Genomic DNA, 17,048 nt, shown 5'->3' with positions numbered 1-17,048 from the left:
CTTTTTACTTGTGGCGTCTGGCAATGGCGTCAGCCCAGTTTGGCCAGCATCTCCTTGGTCACCAGCACTATGCCCTGCTCGGAGCGGTAGAAGCGGCGGACATCCTCGTCCGCATTCTCCCCCACCACCAGGCCGTCGGGCAGCTTGCAGCCCTTGTCCACCACCACCCGGCGCAACCGGCAGCCGGCCCCGATCTCGACACCGGGGAAGATCACCGCCTGATCCAGGGTGCAGAAGGAGTGCACCCGCACATTGCTGAAGAGCACCGAGTTGAGCACGAAGGAGCCGCTGACGATGGAGCCCCCCGCAAACATGGAGTTGATGGTCATGCCGTGCTGGCCGTTTCTGTCCTGCACGAACTTGGCGGGCGGCGACATGTTCTGGCTGGTCCAGATGGGCCAGTTTTCGTCATAGATGTCGAGCTCGGGCACCACGGAGGCGAGATCCATGTTCGCCTCCCAGAAGGAGTCCAGGGTGCCCACGTCGCGCCAGTAGGGTTTTTGTCCCTCCCTGGCCCCGACGCAGGACATGGTGAACGGGTGGGCAAACGCCTTGCCCTCCCCCACGATGCGCGGGATCACGTCCATGCCGAAGTCGTGTTTGGACTCCTGGTTGTGGATGTCCTCCTCCAGCAGCTGATAGAGGTACTCCGCATCGAAGATGTAGATCCCCATGGAGGCCAGGGAGACCTGGTCATTCCCCGGCATGGCAGGCGGGTTGGCGGGTTTCTCCACGAAGGCACGGATCTTGCGCTGCTCGTCGATGTCCATCACCCCGAAGGCGGACGCCTCCGCGCGCGGCACCTCGATGCAGGCCACCGTCACCTTGGCGCCGAGGCGCACGTGATCGAGCAGCATGGCGGCATAGTCCATCTTGTAGATATGGTCACCCGCCAGCACCACTATGTATTTGGGGCCGTAGTCGCGGATGATGTCCACGTTCTGGTAGATGGCGTCCGCGGTGCCGCGATACCAGTGCACCTCGTCCACCCGTTGCTGGGCGGGCAGCAGATCGATGAACTCGTTCATCTGGTAGCGCAGGAAGGACCACCCCGATTGCAGGTGGCGCAGCAGGCTGTGGGACTTGTACTGGGTCACCACACCCACCCGGCGGATGCCGGAGTTGATGCAGTTGGAGAGCACGAAGTCGATGATGCGGAATTTACCGCCAAAATGGACGGCGGGCTTGGCGCGGTTGTCGGTCAACTGCTTCAGGCGGCTGCCCCGTCCCCCTGCGAGCACCAAGGCCATACTCTGATTCAATAGTTGCCGTGCTTTGGCTGTGTCTACGGGTTCTAGCAACATATCTACCTCTGCTCTGTTGGGGCTGTTTTCAACCCATCTTCGCCTTTTTTACAGACTGTGAAAGTGTTTTCACTCACATTTAGTTGCATTCCGCCGGTGCTTTATCATGGAGTTGCGTGAGTACTCATGTATTGCGCCTGCGACTTGGTTAGAATTTCTACATCACGAACATCATCAAGGATGGAACGATGTTGAACAAAGATGAGGGGAACCTGCTGCTGGTCAGCGCGCTGGTCTGCATTCCCATGCTGCTGCTGCAGGGGATCCTGCTCGCTCCCCCCGCCTCGCCGCTCACCCTGCTGCTGGTCATGACGACCACCCTGACGGGCTTTGCCCTGCTGCTCTTTCTCACCCACAGCGTGCGTCGGGGGGAACGGGCGAGGCAGGAGCAGCGCTGGCTGCAGGCGCTGCAGCAGCGGGATCCCGCCATGCTGGACAGCGTAGAGGCACAGACGGCACTGCGCCAGTTGCTCGCCTCCTTCAATGAGGCCGAACTCGACGCCCATCGCCAGATCACCGAGCTGCACAACCAGGCGACCCGGGACGAGATGACGGGCCTGCACAACCGCCATGCCTTCAGGCGCGATCTGACCGAGCTGTTGCAGCAGGAGAACACCCAGACCGCCATCCTGATACTGATCCGCGCCACCGAGCTTGGCAAGCTCAACGCCCAGCGCGGTTTCCAGTCCGGCGATGCCTACATCCGGGACATCGCCGCCCTCATCAGCCACACGGTGAGCCGCTTCCCCGGCCACCAGGTCTATCGCATCTCGGGCGCCGACTTTGCGGTCCTGATGCCGCCCCTGGCCCAGATCCCCCCGCACCTGCTGGGGCGGGATCTGAAACTCGCCTTCGATCGCTATCAGCACGACCATGAGCTGGAGAGCGCCGCCTACTCGGGCATGACCCGGCTCAGCAGCGAGCAGAAGATAGAGGCCATCCTGGCCAGGGCGGATCTGGCGCTGGCGCGGGCCCAGACGGAGGCAGTCAACGGCTGGGCCATCCAGCAGAGCGACGAGGTGGTCGAAATTCAGGGGCAACGCCACTGGACCCAGGTATTGACCGAGCTGCTGGAGCAGGAGAGCGTCAGCTTCACCAGCCAGTCCATCCAGCCCCTGCATCGCGGCATGCTGGCCTATCACGAGATCTACCCCCGTTTTTGCGGCAGCGACGGCACCGTGCTGCCAAGCGACACCCTGCTCGCCATGGCGCAGCGGCTGGACATGGTGCTGCGCCTGGCCCAGATGGTGATCCGTCACGTCATCCGCCAGTACAGGGCGTTCGGCAACCACAGCAGCCGCTGGGGCCTCAACCTGCCGGGTAGCCTGCTGCAAAACAGCGCCTTCCTGATCTGGCTCGACCATCAGTTGCAAAAGGATCCCGACATCGGGGCCAACCTGGTGTTCGAGCTCGACGAGGAGCATCTGGAGCGCAATCTGACGGGGGCCAAGCGGCTGTTCGAACTGCTCAGGCGCCACGGCAGCCGCTCTGCCATCTGCAACTTCGGCAAGGGGATCGGCTCCTTCAGCCTGTTTCGCGAGCTCAAGCCCGACTACATCAAGCTGGATCCCGGCCTCATTACCGAGCTGGAGCAGGATCTCACCAACCAGCAGTTCGTGCGGATGATAGTCGACGTCTCCCATCGCATGGGTTGCCTGGTGATTGCGGAGGGGGTGGAGCAGATAGGACAGAAGCAGATGCTGCAGAGCATGTACGTGGACGGCCTGCAGGGCTATCTGATCGCCCGACCCCAGGAGCTGGGGCCGGAGATGGGTCAGCAGGGGATCTTCACGGAGAGCGTTTCAGCTTCAACAGGGTCAGAATGATGTCGTTGAGCTGGCGATAGCGCTCCAGCTCCTTCTGGTCGTAACGGGTCGCCAGCATGGTCGGGTTGTGGCGATGCTTGAGGTAACGGTTGATCTGCAGACGGTTGAACCCGGCCACCTTGTAGACTTGGCCGAGCAGGGCATTGAGCTCCTCGTCATCCAGCCCGACCTTGGCCAGATAGTCCTCCTGGGACGGGCTCTCCAGCCGGCAACTCTGCTTGTCGAGATGGCCGCGCTCCTGCAGGTAGGCGAGCCACTGCTCCACATAAAGCGGCTTGCAGCCCCCCAGCAGGTTGAAGTAACCCACCGCATCGCAGCGACAGCCGGTCAGCAGCACCAGGGCCAGCTCGTCGTTGTCGCACTGGAAGCTCACCGGGCCGCTCTGGCCCCAGTCCAGCGCCTGCACCCGGATCTGCGCCTGCGCCCCCGCTCGTGTGGTCACGTCAAAGACAAACATGTCATCTCCCGATCGGCAAAGGGATCATGATGACCCATCGGGGGAGCGGGTGCAAAGCCAAAACGCCTTTTCAGCCGGGTTCAGGGCCCAGCATAAAAAAACCGGTCCCTCGCGGGAACCGGTTTCTGGGGATGGACAGGGCTGTCGCCGGGGCGGACTCAGGCGTCCAGCTCGACCAGCGCCTTGGCCAGCTCGATGGGCTCGAGCTCCTGGCCTTCCAGATCGGCGTTCCAGTTCGGGCCGACCAGCACGTCGTCCTCGTCCAGATCGTTGATCCAGATGTCGAGAAACTCTTCCAGCTCGATCACCTCGGGCTCGTAATCCGCCCACTCGTCCACGCAGTGCAGACGGGCATCGGCCTCCGCGGACCAGAGCGGCATGACGTCGGCGTCCTCGAACTCGGCGGAGCGGCACACCACCCAGTCTTCACCGTAGCGCAGACCCCACACCTGACCCGACTCGCGGACTTCTTCGATGAACAGCTGGAAATTGGCGTCAAGATTGTCAGTTAGTTTGCTCATGGGGTCTCTCTCTTGCAAAGCAATGGCAGGCAGTCGGCCAGGGCTGGCCGAGAATGGGGCTGATGGTGTCCCAAAAGCCCCCCAGACTCAAGCCTTATCCCCAAAAAGACAGGGATAAACGCCGTCAGATGCGATATTGCGCCACCAGGGCGCTCAATTCGTCGCAGGCGAGCGCCAGTTGCCCGGACGCCTGCTCGGTCAGGCGGTTCTGGGCCAGGGCATCCGCCGCCAGCTGGGTGATGGCCACCAGCCGCTGGTTGATCTCCTCCGCCGCCCGGCTCTGCTCGGCCGCCGCCGTGGCGATCTGTCCATTCATGGCGGTGATGGTGTGCACGGATCCATCGATGGCATGGATGGCGGCGTCCGCATCACCGGCCCGGTCGGCGGTCGAGCGGGAGAGCTGCTGCAACTGGGTGATCCCGCCGACCACCTTGCCCGCCCCCTCCTGCAGCCGCTGTATCATCTGCCGGATCTCGTCGGTGGAGCTGTGGGTGCGGGTCGCCAGGGTGCGCACCTCGTCGGCGACCACGGCAAAGCCGCGCCCCTGTTCGCCGGCCCGGGCGGCCTCGATGGCGGCGTTGAGGGCCAGCAGGTTGGTCTGCTCCGCCACCCCGCGGATCACGTCGAGCACGGAGCCAATCTGCTGGGTCTCCTGCTCCAGCCGGCTCACCGCCTGCACCGTCTCCACCATCTCGTCCGCCAGCTGGCGGATGGTCTCCCGGGTCTGGGCCACCACCTGGCGGCCATGCTGGGCCAGATTGAGCGCGGAGTCCGCCGCCTCGGCGGCCTGGGCCGCGTGCTGGCCCACCTCGCGACTGCTCACCGTCATCTGTTCCATGGCGCTGGCCACCCTCAGGGTATCCTGCTCCTGGCCGGTGACGATGGCGCCGGTGCGATCGACGATCCGCTCCAGTTGATGGGCCTGCTCCCGGTTCTGGCTCGCGATCTGCTGGCTGCGTGCCACCAGTTGCGCCATCTGGCCGGCGAAGAGGTTGAAGTTGACGCTGAGCTGGCTCAGCTCGTCCCGCCCCGACTCAGGCAGACGAAACCTCAGGTCCCCCTCCCCCCTGGCGATGTTGCCAAGGGCCGAGACCGACTGGGAGAGCGGCACGACGATGCTGCGCACGATGAGGCCGACCACGGCAAACAGCAGAACGGCCAGCACCAGCCCTATGCCGAGCAGGGTGCGCAGCACCTCCTGGTACTGGGCCTCGACGTCGTCCACATAGACGCCGGTGCCGATGATCCAGTCCCAGGGGGCGAAGCGCTTGATGTAGGAGATCTTGCGCACCGGCTCGTCCACCCCGGGCTTGGGCCAGTAGTAGGCGACCTCCCCCGCCCCCTGCGCCCTCGCCAGATCGGCGAAGGCGACGAACAGCCTGAGCCCCTGCTTGTCCTCCACCCCGGAGAGATCCTTGCCGTCCAGCTCGGGCTTCATGGGGTGCATCACCATGGTGGGGTGGCTGTCGTTGATCCAGAAGTAGTCCTCCTCGCCATAGCGCAGCCCCCTGAGCAGCGCCAGCGCCTCGGCCTTGGCGCTCGCCTCGTCCAGCTCCCCCTTGCGCACTCTGGCCTCCAGTCCCGCCACCAGGCTGTAGGCGGTCTCGACCTGGGCCCGGGTCTGGCGGCTCTTCTCCCCCATCAGCCCCTGGTGATAGGCCTGCAGGGAGAAGAACAGCAGCAGTCCCAGCAGCGCCAGCACCATCAGGGTCACCAGCGACAGGCGCCGCCCGATACTCCATTGTCTCAACATACCCTCACCCCGCATCCGCTACATGTCGTTAACACAAGGTATGTCGCCGGGGCGCGGACTGTCCACGATGCAGGCAAAAGCGATGCCAAAAACATGATCCAGCCCAAAAATAAGAAAGGGTGCCTGATGGCACCCTCTTGGCTTCATGACCGGCCGACGCCATCAGCGCTCCCAGTACACCTCTTCCAGGCTGTCTTCCTTCTCGGGCAGGCCCCGGGAGAGGCGCGGGCTGCTCTGGGCCAGCACCTCGTAGCTGACCCGGTTGGCGTACTTGCACACCTGAGCCAGAGAGGAGTAGGTGAGGAACTCGGAGAGGTGCTTGGCGGAGTTCGGCACGTTCATGCGGTGGTAGGCGTTGGCCACCATGTCGTGCAGCACCGCGGAGAGCGCCCCGTCACCGGCGCCGTTGGTGTTCTTGATCTTCTCCGGGCCGCCCATGTAGGGGGAGATATGGGAGTAGATCCGCGCCGGCTTGCGGCACTTGTCCCGGGCCATGGGGCGGCTGAACTCGTACATGTTGAACTCGGGGATGACGCCGGGCAGCAGGGTGTGGGTGGTCTCGCGCTTGTAGTCCTCGTCGGTGTAGCTCGCCATGTAGAGGCCGATGGGGCCGGCGGTGCAGAGCACCATGTCCGCCCAGTCCAGCGCCTTGTCGGCCGCGCCGAGCGGATCCTTGATCCCGGTCAGGGCCTCCGCCTCGTCCTCGTTCATGGCGAGCACGGTCACGTTCTCGCTGATGAAGTCGCGCCACCACTGGGGATTCTCGTCGATGACGAAGCGGGTGCCCAGGGTCAGCACCACGGGCACGCCGGCCTCGCGGGCATAGCGCACGGCGGCCATGGCGGCCTCCTTCATGGGGGTGCCGTCGGCGCCGCGCACCAGGTAGGCGGTGATCACCAGGGCCGAGGCCTCCTTGATGATGGACTCGGGGATGTGGTCCACGTCCAGGTGGTCCATCTTGCCGGCGTTGATGCCAAAGCTGCGCTCCCCCCCTTCGGTGATGAAGGTGAAGCAGCGACCGACCGGGCCGTCCACCGGCTGCAGGTAGTCCAGGTTGACCCGGGACGAGGTGTTGCACAGATAGCGGTAGGCGTAGCTGCCGATGCGGATGTCCTGGCTCATGACCCCGAGCAGGATGGAGTGGGAATCCGCCAGCACGGAGTAGTTGTGCATGGTGTTGCCTATGGTGCCGCCGGCAAACTCGCTCACCACCATGTTGTTGGCCTTGAGCTCGTTGTAGACCTGTTCGGCCACCTCGTCGGAGATGAGCATGGAGTGACCCTTGCTCAGGCCGTACCGGTTCAGGAAGTCCTCGTCCACATGGGCTTCGATGTCCACCAGAGTCTGATCGATGCCCACCACATAGGCCTTGCCCAGTTCGGTGAGCTGGGAGCTCTGCGGGATCAGGGGATCCCGTCTGTCGACCGGGAAGTAGTGTTTGGACTTGCGCTGACCGGGAAATTTCATGGCGATGTTCTGTGCTCTGGGGAAAAGAGGGGCGGGATTTTAACACAATCCACCACGCCGAAAAGTCGCACGATTGAATTTTGAGGTCAGTATAGACAAGGGGTTGCGGGGCAAACGTTTGATCTTTCGCCCTCAAAAAAACCACCCCGTGACGGGGTGGTTTTGCGGGGTGACATTCAGCTTTGCGAGAGTCCCTGTACCAGGGCCAGCACCGAGAAGATCCCCAGCGACAGCCAGAAGAAGAGGGTGCCGAAGAGGCGCGGCTTGTTGGGGGCCCTGGGGATCTGGATGCCGATGGCGTGCAGGATGCGCCCCACCAGCAGCAAGACACCGCCGAGGTGCAGCCAGAAGACCCCGACGCCCGCCAGCTCGCACAGGGCCATCAGCAGCAGGGTGAGGGGCACGTACTCGGCGAAGTTGCCGTGGGCGCGGATGGCGGCGAGCATCTCGGGTGCCTCCCCTTCCCCTATCATCACCCTGAACTGGGCGCGGCGCTTGACCACCCAGAACGAGAGCAGCAGGAACAAGAGCCCGAGCAGGCCGGCGTAGATCAGCGTGATATGCATCATCAAGACACTCCTTTATCGTGAAACCCGGGCATCCGCCGTCCTGAACGCGGCCGGATGCAGACAATCATCACGCCAGCTCGCGGCAGATCAGCGACACCATCATGCGGATGTGGGCCTGATCGCTATTGAGGGCCGGGATGTATTCAAACTGCTCGCCACCGGCGTCCATGAAGATCTCCCGGTTCTGCACCTGGATCTCCTCCAGGGTCTCGAGGCAATCCGCCGAGAAGGCCGGGCAGATCACATCGAGCCGCTTGACGCCGCGGGCGGGCAATCCCGCCACCGTCAGGTCCGTGTAGGGCTTGAGCCACTCCTCCTTGCCGAAGCGGGACTGGAAGCTCGCGGTCCACTGCTCCGGGGCCAGCCCCAGAGCCTCCGCCAGCAGGGCGGCGGTGCGCCTGCACTGATGACCATAGGGATCCCCTTCCCGCTCGTAGCGTTCGGGAATGCCGTGGAAGGACATCAGCAGATGCTCCCCCTGGCCGTGCTGCTCCCAGTGGCGACGCACGCTCATGGCCAGGGCCTGGATGTACTCCGGGTGGGCGTGGTAATCGCGGATGAGCCGCACCACCGGCAGGTTGCGCTCCTGCTTCATCGCCCTGGCCCAGGCATCGAACACTGAGGCTGTGGTACTGACCGAATACTGGGGATAGAGCGGCAACAGGATCACCCGGTTGACCCCCTGGGCCTTGAGGGCCTGCCAGCCCTCGTCCAGGGAGGGGGAGCCATAGGTCATGGCCAGCGCCACCGGCACCTCGACCCCTTCCCGCTTGAGCTCCTGCTCCAGGGCCGCGCGCTGCTGCTGGCTTATCACCATCAGGGGCGAGCCCTGCTCTGTCCACACCTGCCGATAGAGTCTGGCCACCTTGGGGGAGCGCGTCGGCAATATGATGAAGTGGAGCAGGGGGCACCAGAGGTAGCGCGGCAGGTCGACGACCCGCTGATCGTGCAGAAACTGGCTGAGAAACGCCTTGACGGCGGCCGTGGTGGGCGCGGCTGGGGTACCCAGATTGACCAGCAAGATCCCGGTTTTCGTGGTCACGTTTGCTCCCTGTCTTTCTGTTGCGATGTCTGAATGCAAGAAAGGGCCCATGCCGGGCCCTTGTCTCAATGGCGCATTGCCGCTGGCCCCTTGGGGGCTATGGCAATGGCGGGCTTAGCCCAGGATGGTCGCCAGCTGCTTGCTGACCAGCTCCACCGGCTGGGTGCCGTCGATCTTGACGTAACGGGTGTTGCCCGCTTCCGCTTCCTTGCCGTAGAAGCCGATGAGCGGTGCGGTCTGCTGATGGTAGACATCCAGACGCTTGCGCACCGTGGTCTCTTCGTCGTCGGCACGGATCACCAGATCCTCGCCGGTCACGTCATCCTTGCCTTCCACCTTCGGCGGGTTGAACACCACGTGGTAGGTTCGGCCGGAGCCGGAGTGCACGCGGCGGCCGCTCATGCGCTTGACGATCTCTTCGTCAGGCACGTCGAACTCCAGCACGAAGTCCACCGCCACGCCGGCATCCTTCATGGCTTGCGCCTGGGGAATGGTGCGGGGGAAGCCGTCCAGCAGGAAGCCGTTGGCGCAATCCGGTTGCGCGATGCGTTCTTTGACCAGGCCGATGATGATGTCGTCGGAGACGAGCTGACCTGCGTCCATCACGGCCTTGGCCTTGAGGCCCAGCTCGGTGCCCGCCTTGATCGCCGCACGCAGCATGTCGCCGGTGGAGATCTGCGGAATACCGTGTTTTTCCATGATGAACTGAGCCTGGGTACCCTTGCCGGCGCCCGGAGCTCCCAACAGAACAATGCGCATACACGCTCCTAGTTGATTGGTTATTCAATTCTTGAGAAGGCAAAAAACTACACGTTTTCGCCCGTATTAACAAGCTCGCCCCGTGTGAGTGGCCAGATTATCACCACCATCCCGCCCCGTCTCTGCGACCAAAGACGCAGACGACAACACCGAAAAATGATTGAAAATGCAGCACTCACCCGAAGCGGGCAATAGCGATCCCTGGGCCGCCTCCTCCCGCACACAGGGGCGGCGTCGGCCACAAAAAAAAGCCCACTGCATGCAGTGGGCCTTGGGTCAGGGGATCACGCCTGCAGCAGCAGACGGTTGATGCGGGAGACGAAGCTCGCCGGGTCGTTCAGCCCGCCCTGCTCCGCCAGCTGGGCCTGTTCATGCAGGAGGGCGACCCACTCGCCAAACAGGCTGTCGTCTTCGATGGTGCCGAGCTTCTTCACCAGAGCGTGGTCGGGGTTGAGCTCCAGGATGTACTTCTGCTCCGGCACCGGCTGGCCGGCGGCGCGCATCAGCTTGATCATCTGGGTGCTCATGCCGTAGGCGTCGGTGACGATGCAGGACGGAGAGTCGGTCAGGCGGTGGGTGACGCGCACCTCTTTCACCGCATCCCCGAGGCTCTTCTTGACCCGCTCCACCAGGCCGGCGTTGGCTTTTTCAGCCTCCTCCTGCGCCTGTTTGGCGGCCTCGTCTTCCAGATCGCCGAGGTCCAGCTCGCCACGGGTGACGGAGACCAGCTGCTTGCCGTCGAACTCGGTGAGGTGGCTCATCAGCCACTCGTCGACGCGCTCCCACATCAGCAGCACTTCGACGCCCTTCTTGCGGAAGATCTCGAGGTGCGGGCTGTTCTTGGCCGCGGCATAGGAGTCGGCGGTGATGTAGTAGATCTTCTGCTGGCCTTCCTTCATGCGGCCAACGTAATCCTCGAGAGAGACGGTCTGGGCTTCGCCCTCGCCGGCGGTGCTGGCGAAGCGCAGCAGTTTGGCAATCTCTTCGCGGTTCGCGTAATCCTCGGCCGGGCCTTCTTTGAGCACATTGCCGAACTCGCTCCAGAACTTGGCGTACTTCTCGGCATCATCCTTGGCCAGCTTGGCCAGCATGGTGAGCACGCGCTTGGAGCAGGCCTTGCGCAGGGAAGCGGTCACCTTGTTGTCCTGCAGGATCTCGCGGCTGACGTTGAGCGGCAGATCGTTGGAGTCCAGCACCCCTTTCACGAAGCGCAGGTAGGTCGGCATGAACTGCTCGGCGTCGTCCATGATGAAGACGCGCTGCACGTAGAGCTTGAGGCCGTGCTTCTGCTCGCGGTTGTAGAGATCGAACGGCGCGCGGGCCGGGATGTAGAGCAGGCTGGTGTACTCCTGGGCCCCTTCCACCCGGTTGTGACCCCACAGCAGCGGATCCTCGAAGTCGTGGGCGACGTGCTTGTAGAACTCCTGGTACTCCTCGTCCTTGATGTCCTTCGGGTTGCGGGTCCAGAGCGCGGTGGCGCGGTTGACCTGCTCCCACTCCCCCGGGGTACCAACGATGGTTTCACCGTCCTCTTCCCTATCCGGGGTGCCCTCTTTATACATCTCCACCGGCACGCTGATGTGGTCGGAATACTTGGCGACCACGGAGCGCAGGCGCCAGTCGTCCAGGAACTCCTCCTCCTCGGCGCGCAGGTGCAGGATGACGTCGGTGCCGCGGCCTTCTTTGGTCACGTCGGCCACGGTGAAGGAGCCTTCCCCCTCGGATTCCCACTGCACGCCCTGACCCGGCTCGCTGCCGGCGGCGCGGGACACCACGGTCACCTTGTCAGCCACGATGAAGGCGGAGTAGAAGCCCACCCCGAACTGACCGATCAGCTGGGAGTCCTTGCCCTGATCACCGGAGAGGTGCTTGAAGAATTCGGCGGTGCCGGATTTCGCTATGGTGCCCAGGTGCTCGATCACCTGGTCACGGGTCATGCCGATGCCGTTGTCCGAAATGGTCAACGTCTTGTTCTCTTTGTCCACCACCAGTCGCACGCGCAGCTGGCCGTCGTTTTCGAACAAAGAGGCATCGGAAAGCGCCTTGAAGCGCAGCTTGTCCGCCGCATCGGAGGCGTTGGAGATCAGCTCGCGCAGGAATACTTCTTTGTTGGAGTAGAGGCTGTGAGCCATCAGGCTCAGCAATTGTTTGACTTCAGTCTGAAAGCCGTGGGTTTCGGCGTGAACACTTTGGGTCATCGACCAATCCTCAAAACGTCGGGTTGAACAGATTCCCAAGCTAGATGGGGTTGGCCTTTCAAATATCAAGGGGCTTGCGTGCAAACTTGAGAGCAAATTTGCACACCGGCCCCTTGTTTGGCCCACATGCAACCCCCTCCCGGCCTCCCCCTTCATAAGGGGGAGGTGCACTGTCGTTCCCTATCTGGCGAGGAGGGTCAGATTGGGATCGAGAGTGGAGCCAATAGCGGGGTCAGCCTTGCTCTCCCCTGCCAAGGGGAGGAGTGGGGTGAGATCCATTGCACCCTCCCCTGCCAAAGGGAGAGCCGGGGTGGGGTTCGTGGCGTCTTCAGCTCAGACGCTGGCGCCCCATCAGGGAGTGCGACAGCGTGGTGCCATCCACCAGCTCCAGCTCCCCGCCCACCGGCACCCCGTGGGCGATGCGGCTCACCTCGACCCCGGCGGCACGGGCCATGTCGGCGATATACCAGGCGGTGGCATCCCCTTCTATGGTGGGGTTGGTGGCGAGGATCAGCTCCTTGATGTGCTCATCCTTGAGGCGCCGCTCCAGGATCTCCAGCCCCAGCTCCTCCGGGCCTATGCCGTCGAGCGGCGACAGGTGCCCCATCAGCACGAAGTAGCGGCCTGAGAACTGGCCGGTCTGCTCGATGGCGGCCACGTCCGCCGGGCTCTCCACCACGCACAGCAGGCCGTTCTCCTCGCGCTTGGGGTTCGCGCAGATCTCGCAGCGATCGTTCTCGGTAAAGGTGCGGCAGTGGCTGCAGTGACCGATCTCGGTCAGCGCCCGATTGAGCAGGGAGGCGAGACGCAGGCCGCCGCTGCGCTCGCGCTCGAGCAGGGTGAACGCCATGCGCTGGGCCGATTTCGGGCCCACGCCCGGCAAGACCTGCAGCGCCTTCATCATCTCATCGAGCAGGGGACTGAATTTCATGGGGATATCCTTTAAAGCCGCGCCGAAGGAGTGATTCGGCCCGCTTGCCTGACGCGGCGCCGACTCCTCCATCCGAACCTATCTTGTTGGCGCAGGACTATACCCGAGCCGGCCCCGAGCGCCAATGATCGGTGCCCCACCGAGTGGCTACTCAAGGCAGCCTCCACTCTGGGCACAACGCCCGGTCCGGCGTGAAACGGCGCAGGCCACCTCACAGGTACGACACCCAATACAGAGACTGGGATCTGCAATCACGAAGCTGTTTATAGAGAGGGATCCTAAATGGTTCGTTACACCCGACCGCCCTCACCCACCTGGCAGGCGACAACGCGGTCTGCCCCCACAAGGCATTTATCAGACCAACACGGGCAGATGGCCCGTCATAAAATCACAAGTCTATGAAAATAAATGGGTAATCTGGATGGTAAAGGCGGTATTTGCCGTAGCTGACGAGCGTGACGAAGGGGCTGGCCCCCTGATCGGGGGAATCATTGGCACCATCAGAAAAACTCCTGGAGCATCTTATTATTTAGTTTTCATATCGAACCCACCAGCATCAAGTCAGACAAAACCAAACGATAATGCGCCGCATATTGGCTGATTTTTTGAGCCAGAGCTGGTTTTCAGCTCATGCCTCTTTAGTTTTTCACCTGCCTGGTTATTATGGCTCACTTGGCAACCAGAAACTGATCATGACCTTGCCGATAAAAATTATGATTAACTTTCAGAGTTAGCATGTACGTATAAGCGTGCGAATGTATGAATTAAGCCTAGAGAATAAAAATGAACGAAATGCAATTTAAAATTGATGGTGAAAAATTAAAGGACGGCGTTCCATTACATATCGCGATTGCAGCATTAGATCAGTTTCAAAAAATTGTCGATAAGTCATATCTAGGTGTAAGCGGGAATAAACGTCTCACCCAAAAAGAGCGAGATAAATTCTTCATCCGTACAACAGAAATTAAGCATGGTTCACTTCTCACCTACTTTGATATTGCACTACAAGGTGTCCAATTAGGATTGCCTTTTGTTTCTGTATATGGACCTCAAAATATATGGGATGCAACAAAGGATACCTTTAATTTCCTGAGAACTGTCTGCACTGCGGTACAAAATGGGAAACAACCAGTCTACGAATTCAGCAACAATGGGGATGCCAAAGTACATATAGGGGATGAGGTTCATCACTATCATGGCACTGTAATTCAAATTGGGAAGATGGCTCTTCCAAACTACCAAGAACTTGCAACATTACTGGGAAAAAATAAGTTAAATGAGATCTCTGCTGGTCCGATTAAAAATGAAGTGAAAGATATTTTTCTTGGAGCAGAAGATAGTGGTGCTTTTGATGTTCCAACAAAAATACAAAAAGATACTATTGAGTTACATTGTGAAGTTTTTGACTTTAATAAATACAAAAATGCAGGAAAACTAAATGTCAGCGTGGCGGGCCAAGAGATTCCTGTTGGTGAATATAGCTTCTCGATATTGGGAAACCAAGATAACGTTGATTATATTTACTCAATGCTAAAGCCTGTTGTGATACTAAATTGTTTAGTTGAGCTAGCCATAAGCCCATTTGGTGGTGAGGAAATTCATCTATTACACATCATTGGGATTGGAGCACAATCGTAATGAAAAAACACTGCAGGATGCAATAAGCGCAGTGCATTGCCCTCTTGCATTTTAATTAACGGTGCAATTCACTTCGTTCATTGCACCCTACTTCCTATCTCTTGATAAATAAAGACTCCATCGCAGCCTTCCCCCCTCTCTTTTACTGCTAAAGCCTCTCTTTATTAGTCAGCATTTTATCGTTTATTTTTCATCCAGCTTGATGTAATACGCTGGCAAAAATGGATAGCTAGCTAAAACAATCACTTGCCAAGGTCTGGTCGGGGTATTTCAATCAGCGGCCAATTAATAATTTCGTTACCCACCCCTTTTTGATTATTTATATCTGAGCATAAACCCGCTCACTCTGTGTCATTATTCACCGAATGGCAGATAAACAGACAGTGTTCCATGATTAGCCCCCTATTTATATCCAGTTGACCCCCTACCCCACCATTACCCCGGAAATCCCCTGAACGGTGCGCCGAGATCCTCGCGTGTTCGGGTCCCTGTGGTGACAGCTTTGTCATCCTCACACTGACAGACAACTTTATGAACTGTACTAACAAACCCGCCCTGTCCGGCGTCATGCTGGCGGCGATCGGCGTGGTCTATGGCGACATCGGCACCAGCCCGCTCTATACCCTGCGCGAGTGCCTCTCCGGCCAGTTCGGTTTCGGGGTGGAGCCCGCCTCCATCCTGGGCTTTCTTTCGCTTATCTTCTGGCTGCTGATCCTGGTGGTCTCGGTCAAGTATCTCTCCTTCGTGATGCGGGCGGACAACGCCGGCGAAGGGGGCATACTCACCCTGATGTCGCTCGCGACCCGCAATACCCCGGCCAAGTGGACACCGGTGCTGATCATCCTGGGGCTCGTCGGCGGCAGCTTCTTCTATGGCGAGGTGGTGATCACCCCGGCCATGTCGGTGATGTCGGCCATCGAGGGCTTGAAGATAGCGGCCCCCTCCCTGGATCCCTATATAGTGCCGCTCTCGGTGCTGGTGCTGACCCTGCTGTTCGCCATCCAGAAACACGGCACCGCCGCCGTGGGCAAGCTGTTTGCCCCCATCATGCTGATCTGGTTCCTGACCCTGGCGGTGCTTGGGCTTCGCAGCATCCTCCAGCACCCCGAGGTGCTGGGGGCGCTCAACCCGGTCTGGGCGCTGCGCTTCTTCATGGCCTACCAGAGCGCCTCCTTCTTTGCCCTGGGCGCCGTGGTGCTGGCCATCACGGGGGTGGAGGCGCTCTATGCGGACATGGGGCACTTTGGCAAGAGCCCCATTCGCCGCGCCTGGTTCATGGTGGTGCTGCCGTCCCTGGTGCTCAACTACTTCGGCCAGGGGGCCCTGCTGCTCGGCAATCCCGAGGCCATCGCCAACCCCTTCTTCCTGCTCGCGCCGAAATGGGCCCTGCTGCCCCTGCTGCTGCTGGCGACACTCGCGACGGTGATCGCCTCCCAGGCGGTGATCTCCGGGGTCTTTTCCCTCACCCGGCAGGCGGTGCGGCTCGGCTATCTCTCCCCCATCCGCATCGTGCACACCTCGGAGCAGGAGTCCGGCCAGATCTATATTCCGGTCATCAACTGGCTGCTCTATCTCTCTGTGGTGATCGTCATCATGAGCTTCGAGCACTCCAGCAACCTGGCGGCGGCCTATGGCATCGCCGTCACCGGCACCATGGTGCTCACCTCCATCCTCTCCTGCTCGGTGGCCCGCCACAGCTGGCACTGGCGCAAGCCGCTGGTGGTCACCCTCTTCGCCCTGCTGCTCGCCATCGACGTGCCGCTCTTTGCCGCCAACCTCGCCAAGGTCTTCTCCGGCGGCTGGCTGCCGCTCACCCTGGGGGCCGTCATGTTCACCCTGATGACCAGCTGGAAGAGCGAGCGCTTCCAGCTTATCCGCCGCCTGAACGAGCACGGCAACTCCCTGGAGCCCATGATCGCCTCCCTGGAAAAATCCCCGCCGACCCGGGTGGCGGGCACCGCCGTCTATCTGTCGCGGGTGGTCAACGTCATCCCCCATGCGCTCCTGCACAACCTCAAGCACAACAAGGTGCTGCACGAGCGCGTCATCCTGCTCACCCTGAAGGTGGAGGATGTGCCCTATGTCCACAACGTACGCCGGGTCTGCATCGAGCAGCTCTCACCCACCTTCTGGCGGGTGGTGGCGAGCTATGGCTGGCGCGAGACCCCGAACGTCGAGGAGATATTCCACCGCTGCAACCTTGAGGGCTTAAGCTGCCGTATGATGGAGACCTCCTTCTTCATGGCCCACGAGTCCCTCATCATGAAGGAGCGCCCCTGGTACCTCTATCTGCGCGGCAAGCTCTTTATGCTGCTGCAGCGCAACGCCCTGCGGGCGCCCGATCAGTTCGAGATCCCGCCCAACCGGGTGATCGAGCTGGGATCCCAGGTGGATATCTGATGGCGGGCGCTGGGCCCAAGGTCATGGCACGCAAGAGGGAGGCAACCGCCTCCCTCTTTCATTGCTGAGCGCCTCTCTCTTCCGACCGGGATCTCGAGCCGCCAGGAGACGTGGCGCCCCTCACAGGATCGCAAAGAAGCGCCGCGTCTGGCACTCAAACCGGTGCGAGATCAAGGTAATGGC

The 17,048-nt window shown here is 61.1% G+C and carries 13 protein-coding genes and 1 pseudogene; 3 read left to right on the top strand and 11 right to left on the bottom strand.

Annotation, left to right across the window (positions count from 1 at the left end; translation table 11 throughout):
* Positions 1 to 29: 29 nt before the first annotated feature.
* Entirely contained in the window at positions 30 to 1,304 is a 1,275-nt protein-coding gene (glgC, locus tag BN1132_RS04315; protein ID WP_042075322.1) for a glucose-1-phosphate adenylyltransferase, read from the bottom strand.
* Positions 1,305 to 1,492: 188 nt separating this feature from the next.
* On the opposite strand from glgC, the gene BN1132_RS04310 reads away from it, so the two are divergent.
* Entirely contained in the window at positions 1,493 to 3,130 is a 1,638-nt protein-coding gene (locus tag BN1132_RS04310; RefSeq protein WP_042075321.1) for an EAL domain-containing protein, read from the top strand.
* Here the strand turns inward: BN1132_RS04310 and BN1132_RS04305 are convergent.
* The 10 genes and pseudogenes from BN1132_RS04305 to BN1132_RS20230 all read right to left on the bottom strand — a co-directional run.
* A complete protein-coding gene (locus BN1132_RS04305; protein WP_042075320.1) occupies positions 3,093 to 3,587 on the bottom strand; it encodes a hypothetical protein in 495 nt (164 codons plus the stop codon). The genes BN1132_RS04310 and BN1132_RS04305 overlap by 38 nt on opposite strands.
* Before the next feature lie 158 nt (positions 3,588 to 3,745).
* A complete protein-coding gene (locus BN1132_RS04300; RefSeq protein WP_042075319.1) occupies positions 3,746 to 4,108 on the bottom strand; it encodes a DUF2750 domain-containing protein in 363 nt (120 codons plus the stop codon).
* A gap of 124 nt (positions 4,109 to 4,232) precedes the next feature.
* Positions 4,233 to 5,861 carry a methyl-accepting chemotaxis protein gene (locus BN1132_RS04295; protein WP_042075316.1) on the bottom strand — a complete coding sequence of 543 codons (1,629 nt, stop codon included), beginning with the start codon at positions 5,859 to 5,861 and terminating at the stop codon, positions 4,233 to 4,235.
* A gap of 162 nt (positions 5,862 to 6,023) precedes the next feature.
* Complete coding sequence (locus BN1132_RS04290; protein WP_042075314.1) at positions 6,024 to 7,328, bottom strand: inosine/guanosine kinase; 1,305 nt, start codon at positions 7,326 to 7,328, stop codon at positions 6,024 to 6,026.
* Positions 7,329 to 7,504: 176 nt separating this feature from the next.
* The gene (locus BN1132_RS04285; protein ID WP_042075313.1) at positions 7,505 to 7,897 is read right to left on the bottom strand and encodes an MAPEG family protein; all 393 of its coding nucleotides are present in this window, start codon (positions 7,895 to 7,897) and stop codon (positions 7,505 to 7,507) included.
* 67 nt (positions 7,898 to 7,964) lie between these two features.
* The gene (gene hemH / locus BN1132_RS04280) at positions 7,965 to 8,939 is read right to left on the bottom strand and encodes a ferrochelatase (protein WP_042075312.1); all 975 of its coding nucleotides are present in this window, start codon (positions 8,937 to 8,939) and stop codon (positions 7,965 to 7,967) included.
* 114 nt (positions 8,940 to 9,053) lie between these two features.
* Complete coding sequence (adk, locus tag BN1132_RS04275) at positions 9,054 to 9,698, bottom strand: adenylate kinase (protein ID WP_005301834.1); 645 nt, start codon at positions 9,696 to 9,698, stop codon at positions 9,054 to 9,056.
* Between the two features lie 284 nt (positions 9,699 to 9,982).
* Positions 9,983 to 11,896, bottom strand: a complete 1,914-nt coding sequence (gene htpG, locus BN1132_RS04270; protein ID WP_042075311.1) for a molecular chaperone HtpG — start codon at positions 11,894 to 11,896, stop codon at positions 9,983 to 9,985.
* 328 nt (positions 11,897 to 12,224) lie between these two features.
* Positions 12,225 to 12,827, bottom strand: a complete 603-nt coding sequence (gene recR / locus BN1132_RS04265; protein WP_042075309.1) for a recombination mediator RecR — start codon at positions 12,825 to 12,827, stop codon at positions 12,225 to 12,227.
* A gap of 171 nt (positions 12,828 to 12,998) precedes the next feature.
* Positions 12,999 to 13,094, bottom strand: a pseudogene (locus BN1132_RS20230) (4Fe-4S binding protein); the annotation flags it as partial.
* A 516-nt stretch (positions 13,095 to 13,610) separates the two neighbouring features.
* On the opposite strand from BN1132_RS20230, the gene BN1132_RS19320 reads away from it, so the two are divergent.
* Both BN1132_RS19320 and kup read left to right on the top strand, forming a co-directional pair.
* Positions 13,611 to 14,465: a fructose 1,6-bisphosphatase gene (locus BN1132_RS19320; RefSeq protein WP_084202575.1), complete on the top strand. Its 855-nt coding sequence runs from the start codon at positions 13,611 to 13,613 to the stop codon at positions 14,463 to 14,465.
* Between the two features lie 531 nt (positions 14,466 to 14,996).
* On the top strand, positions 14,997 to 16,865 hold the full coding sequence (gene kup, locus BN1132_RS04255; RefSeq protein WP_042075307.1) for a low affinity potassium transporter Kup: 1,869 nt from the start codon (positions 14,997 to 14,999) through the stop codon (positions 16,863 to 16,865).
* The last annotated feature ends 183 nt before the right edge of the window (positions 16,866 to 17,048 follow it).

Origin of the sequence: Aeromonas sanarellii, assembly GCF_000820085.1 — a bacterium.
Taxonomy (GTDB): Bacteria; Pseudomonadota; Gammaproteobacteria; order Enterobacterales; family Aeromonadaceae; genus Aeromonas; species Aeromonas sanarellii.
The sequence above is the reverse complement of the archived record's forward strand: the minus strand, read 5'-3'. Positions and strand labels throughout refer to the sequence as shown.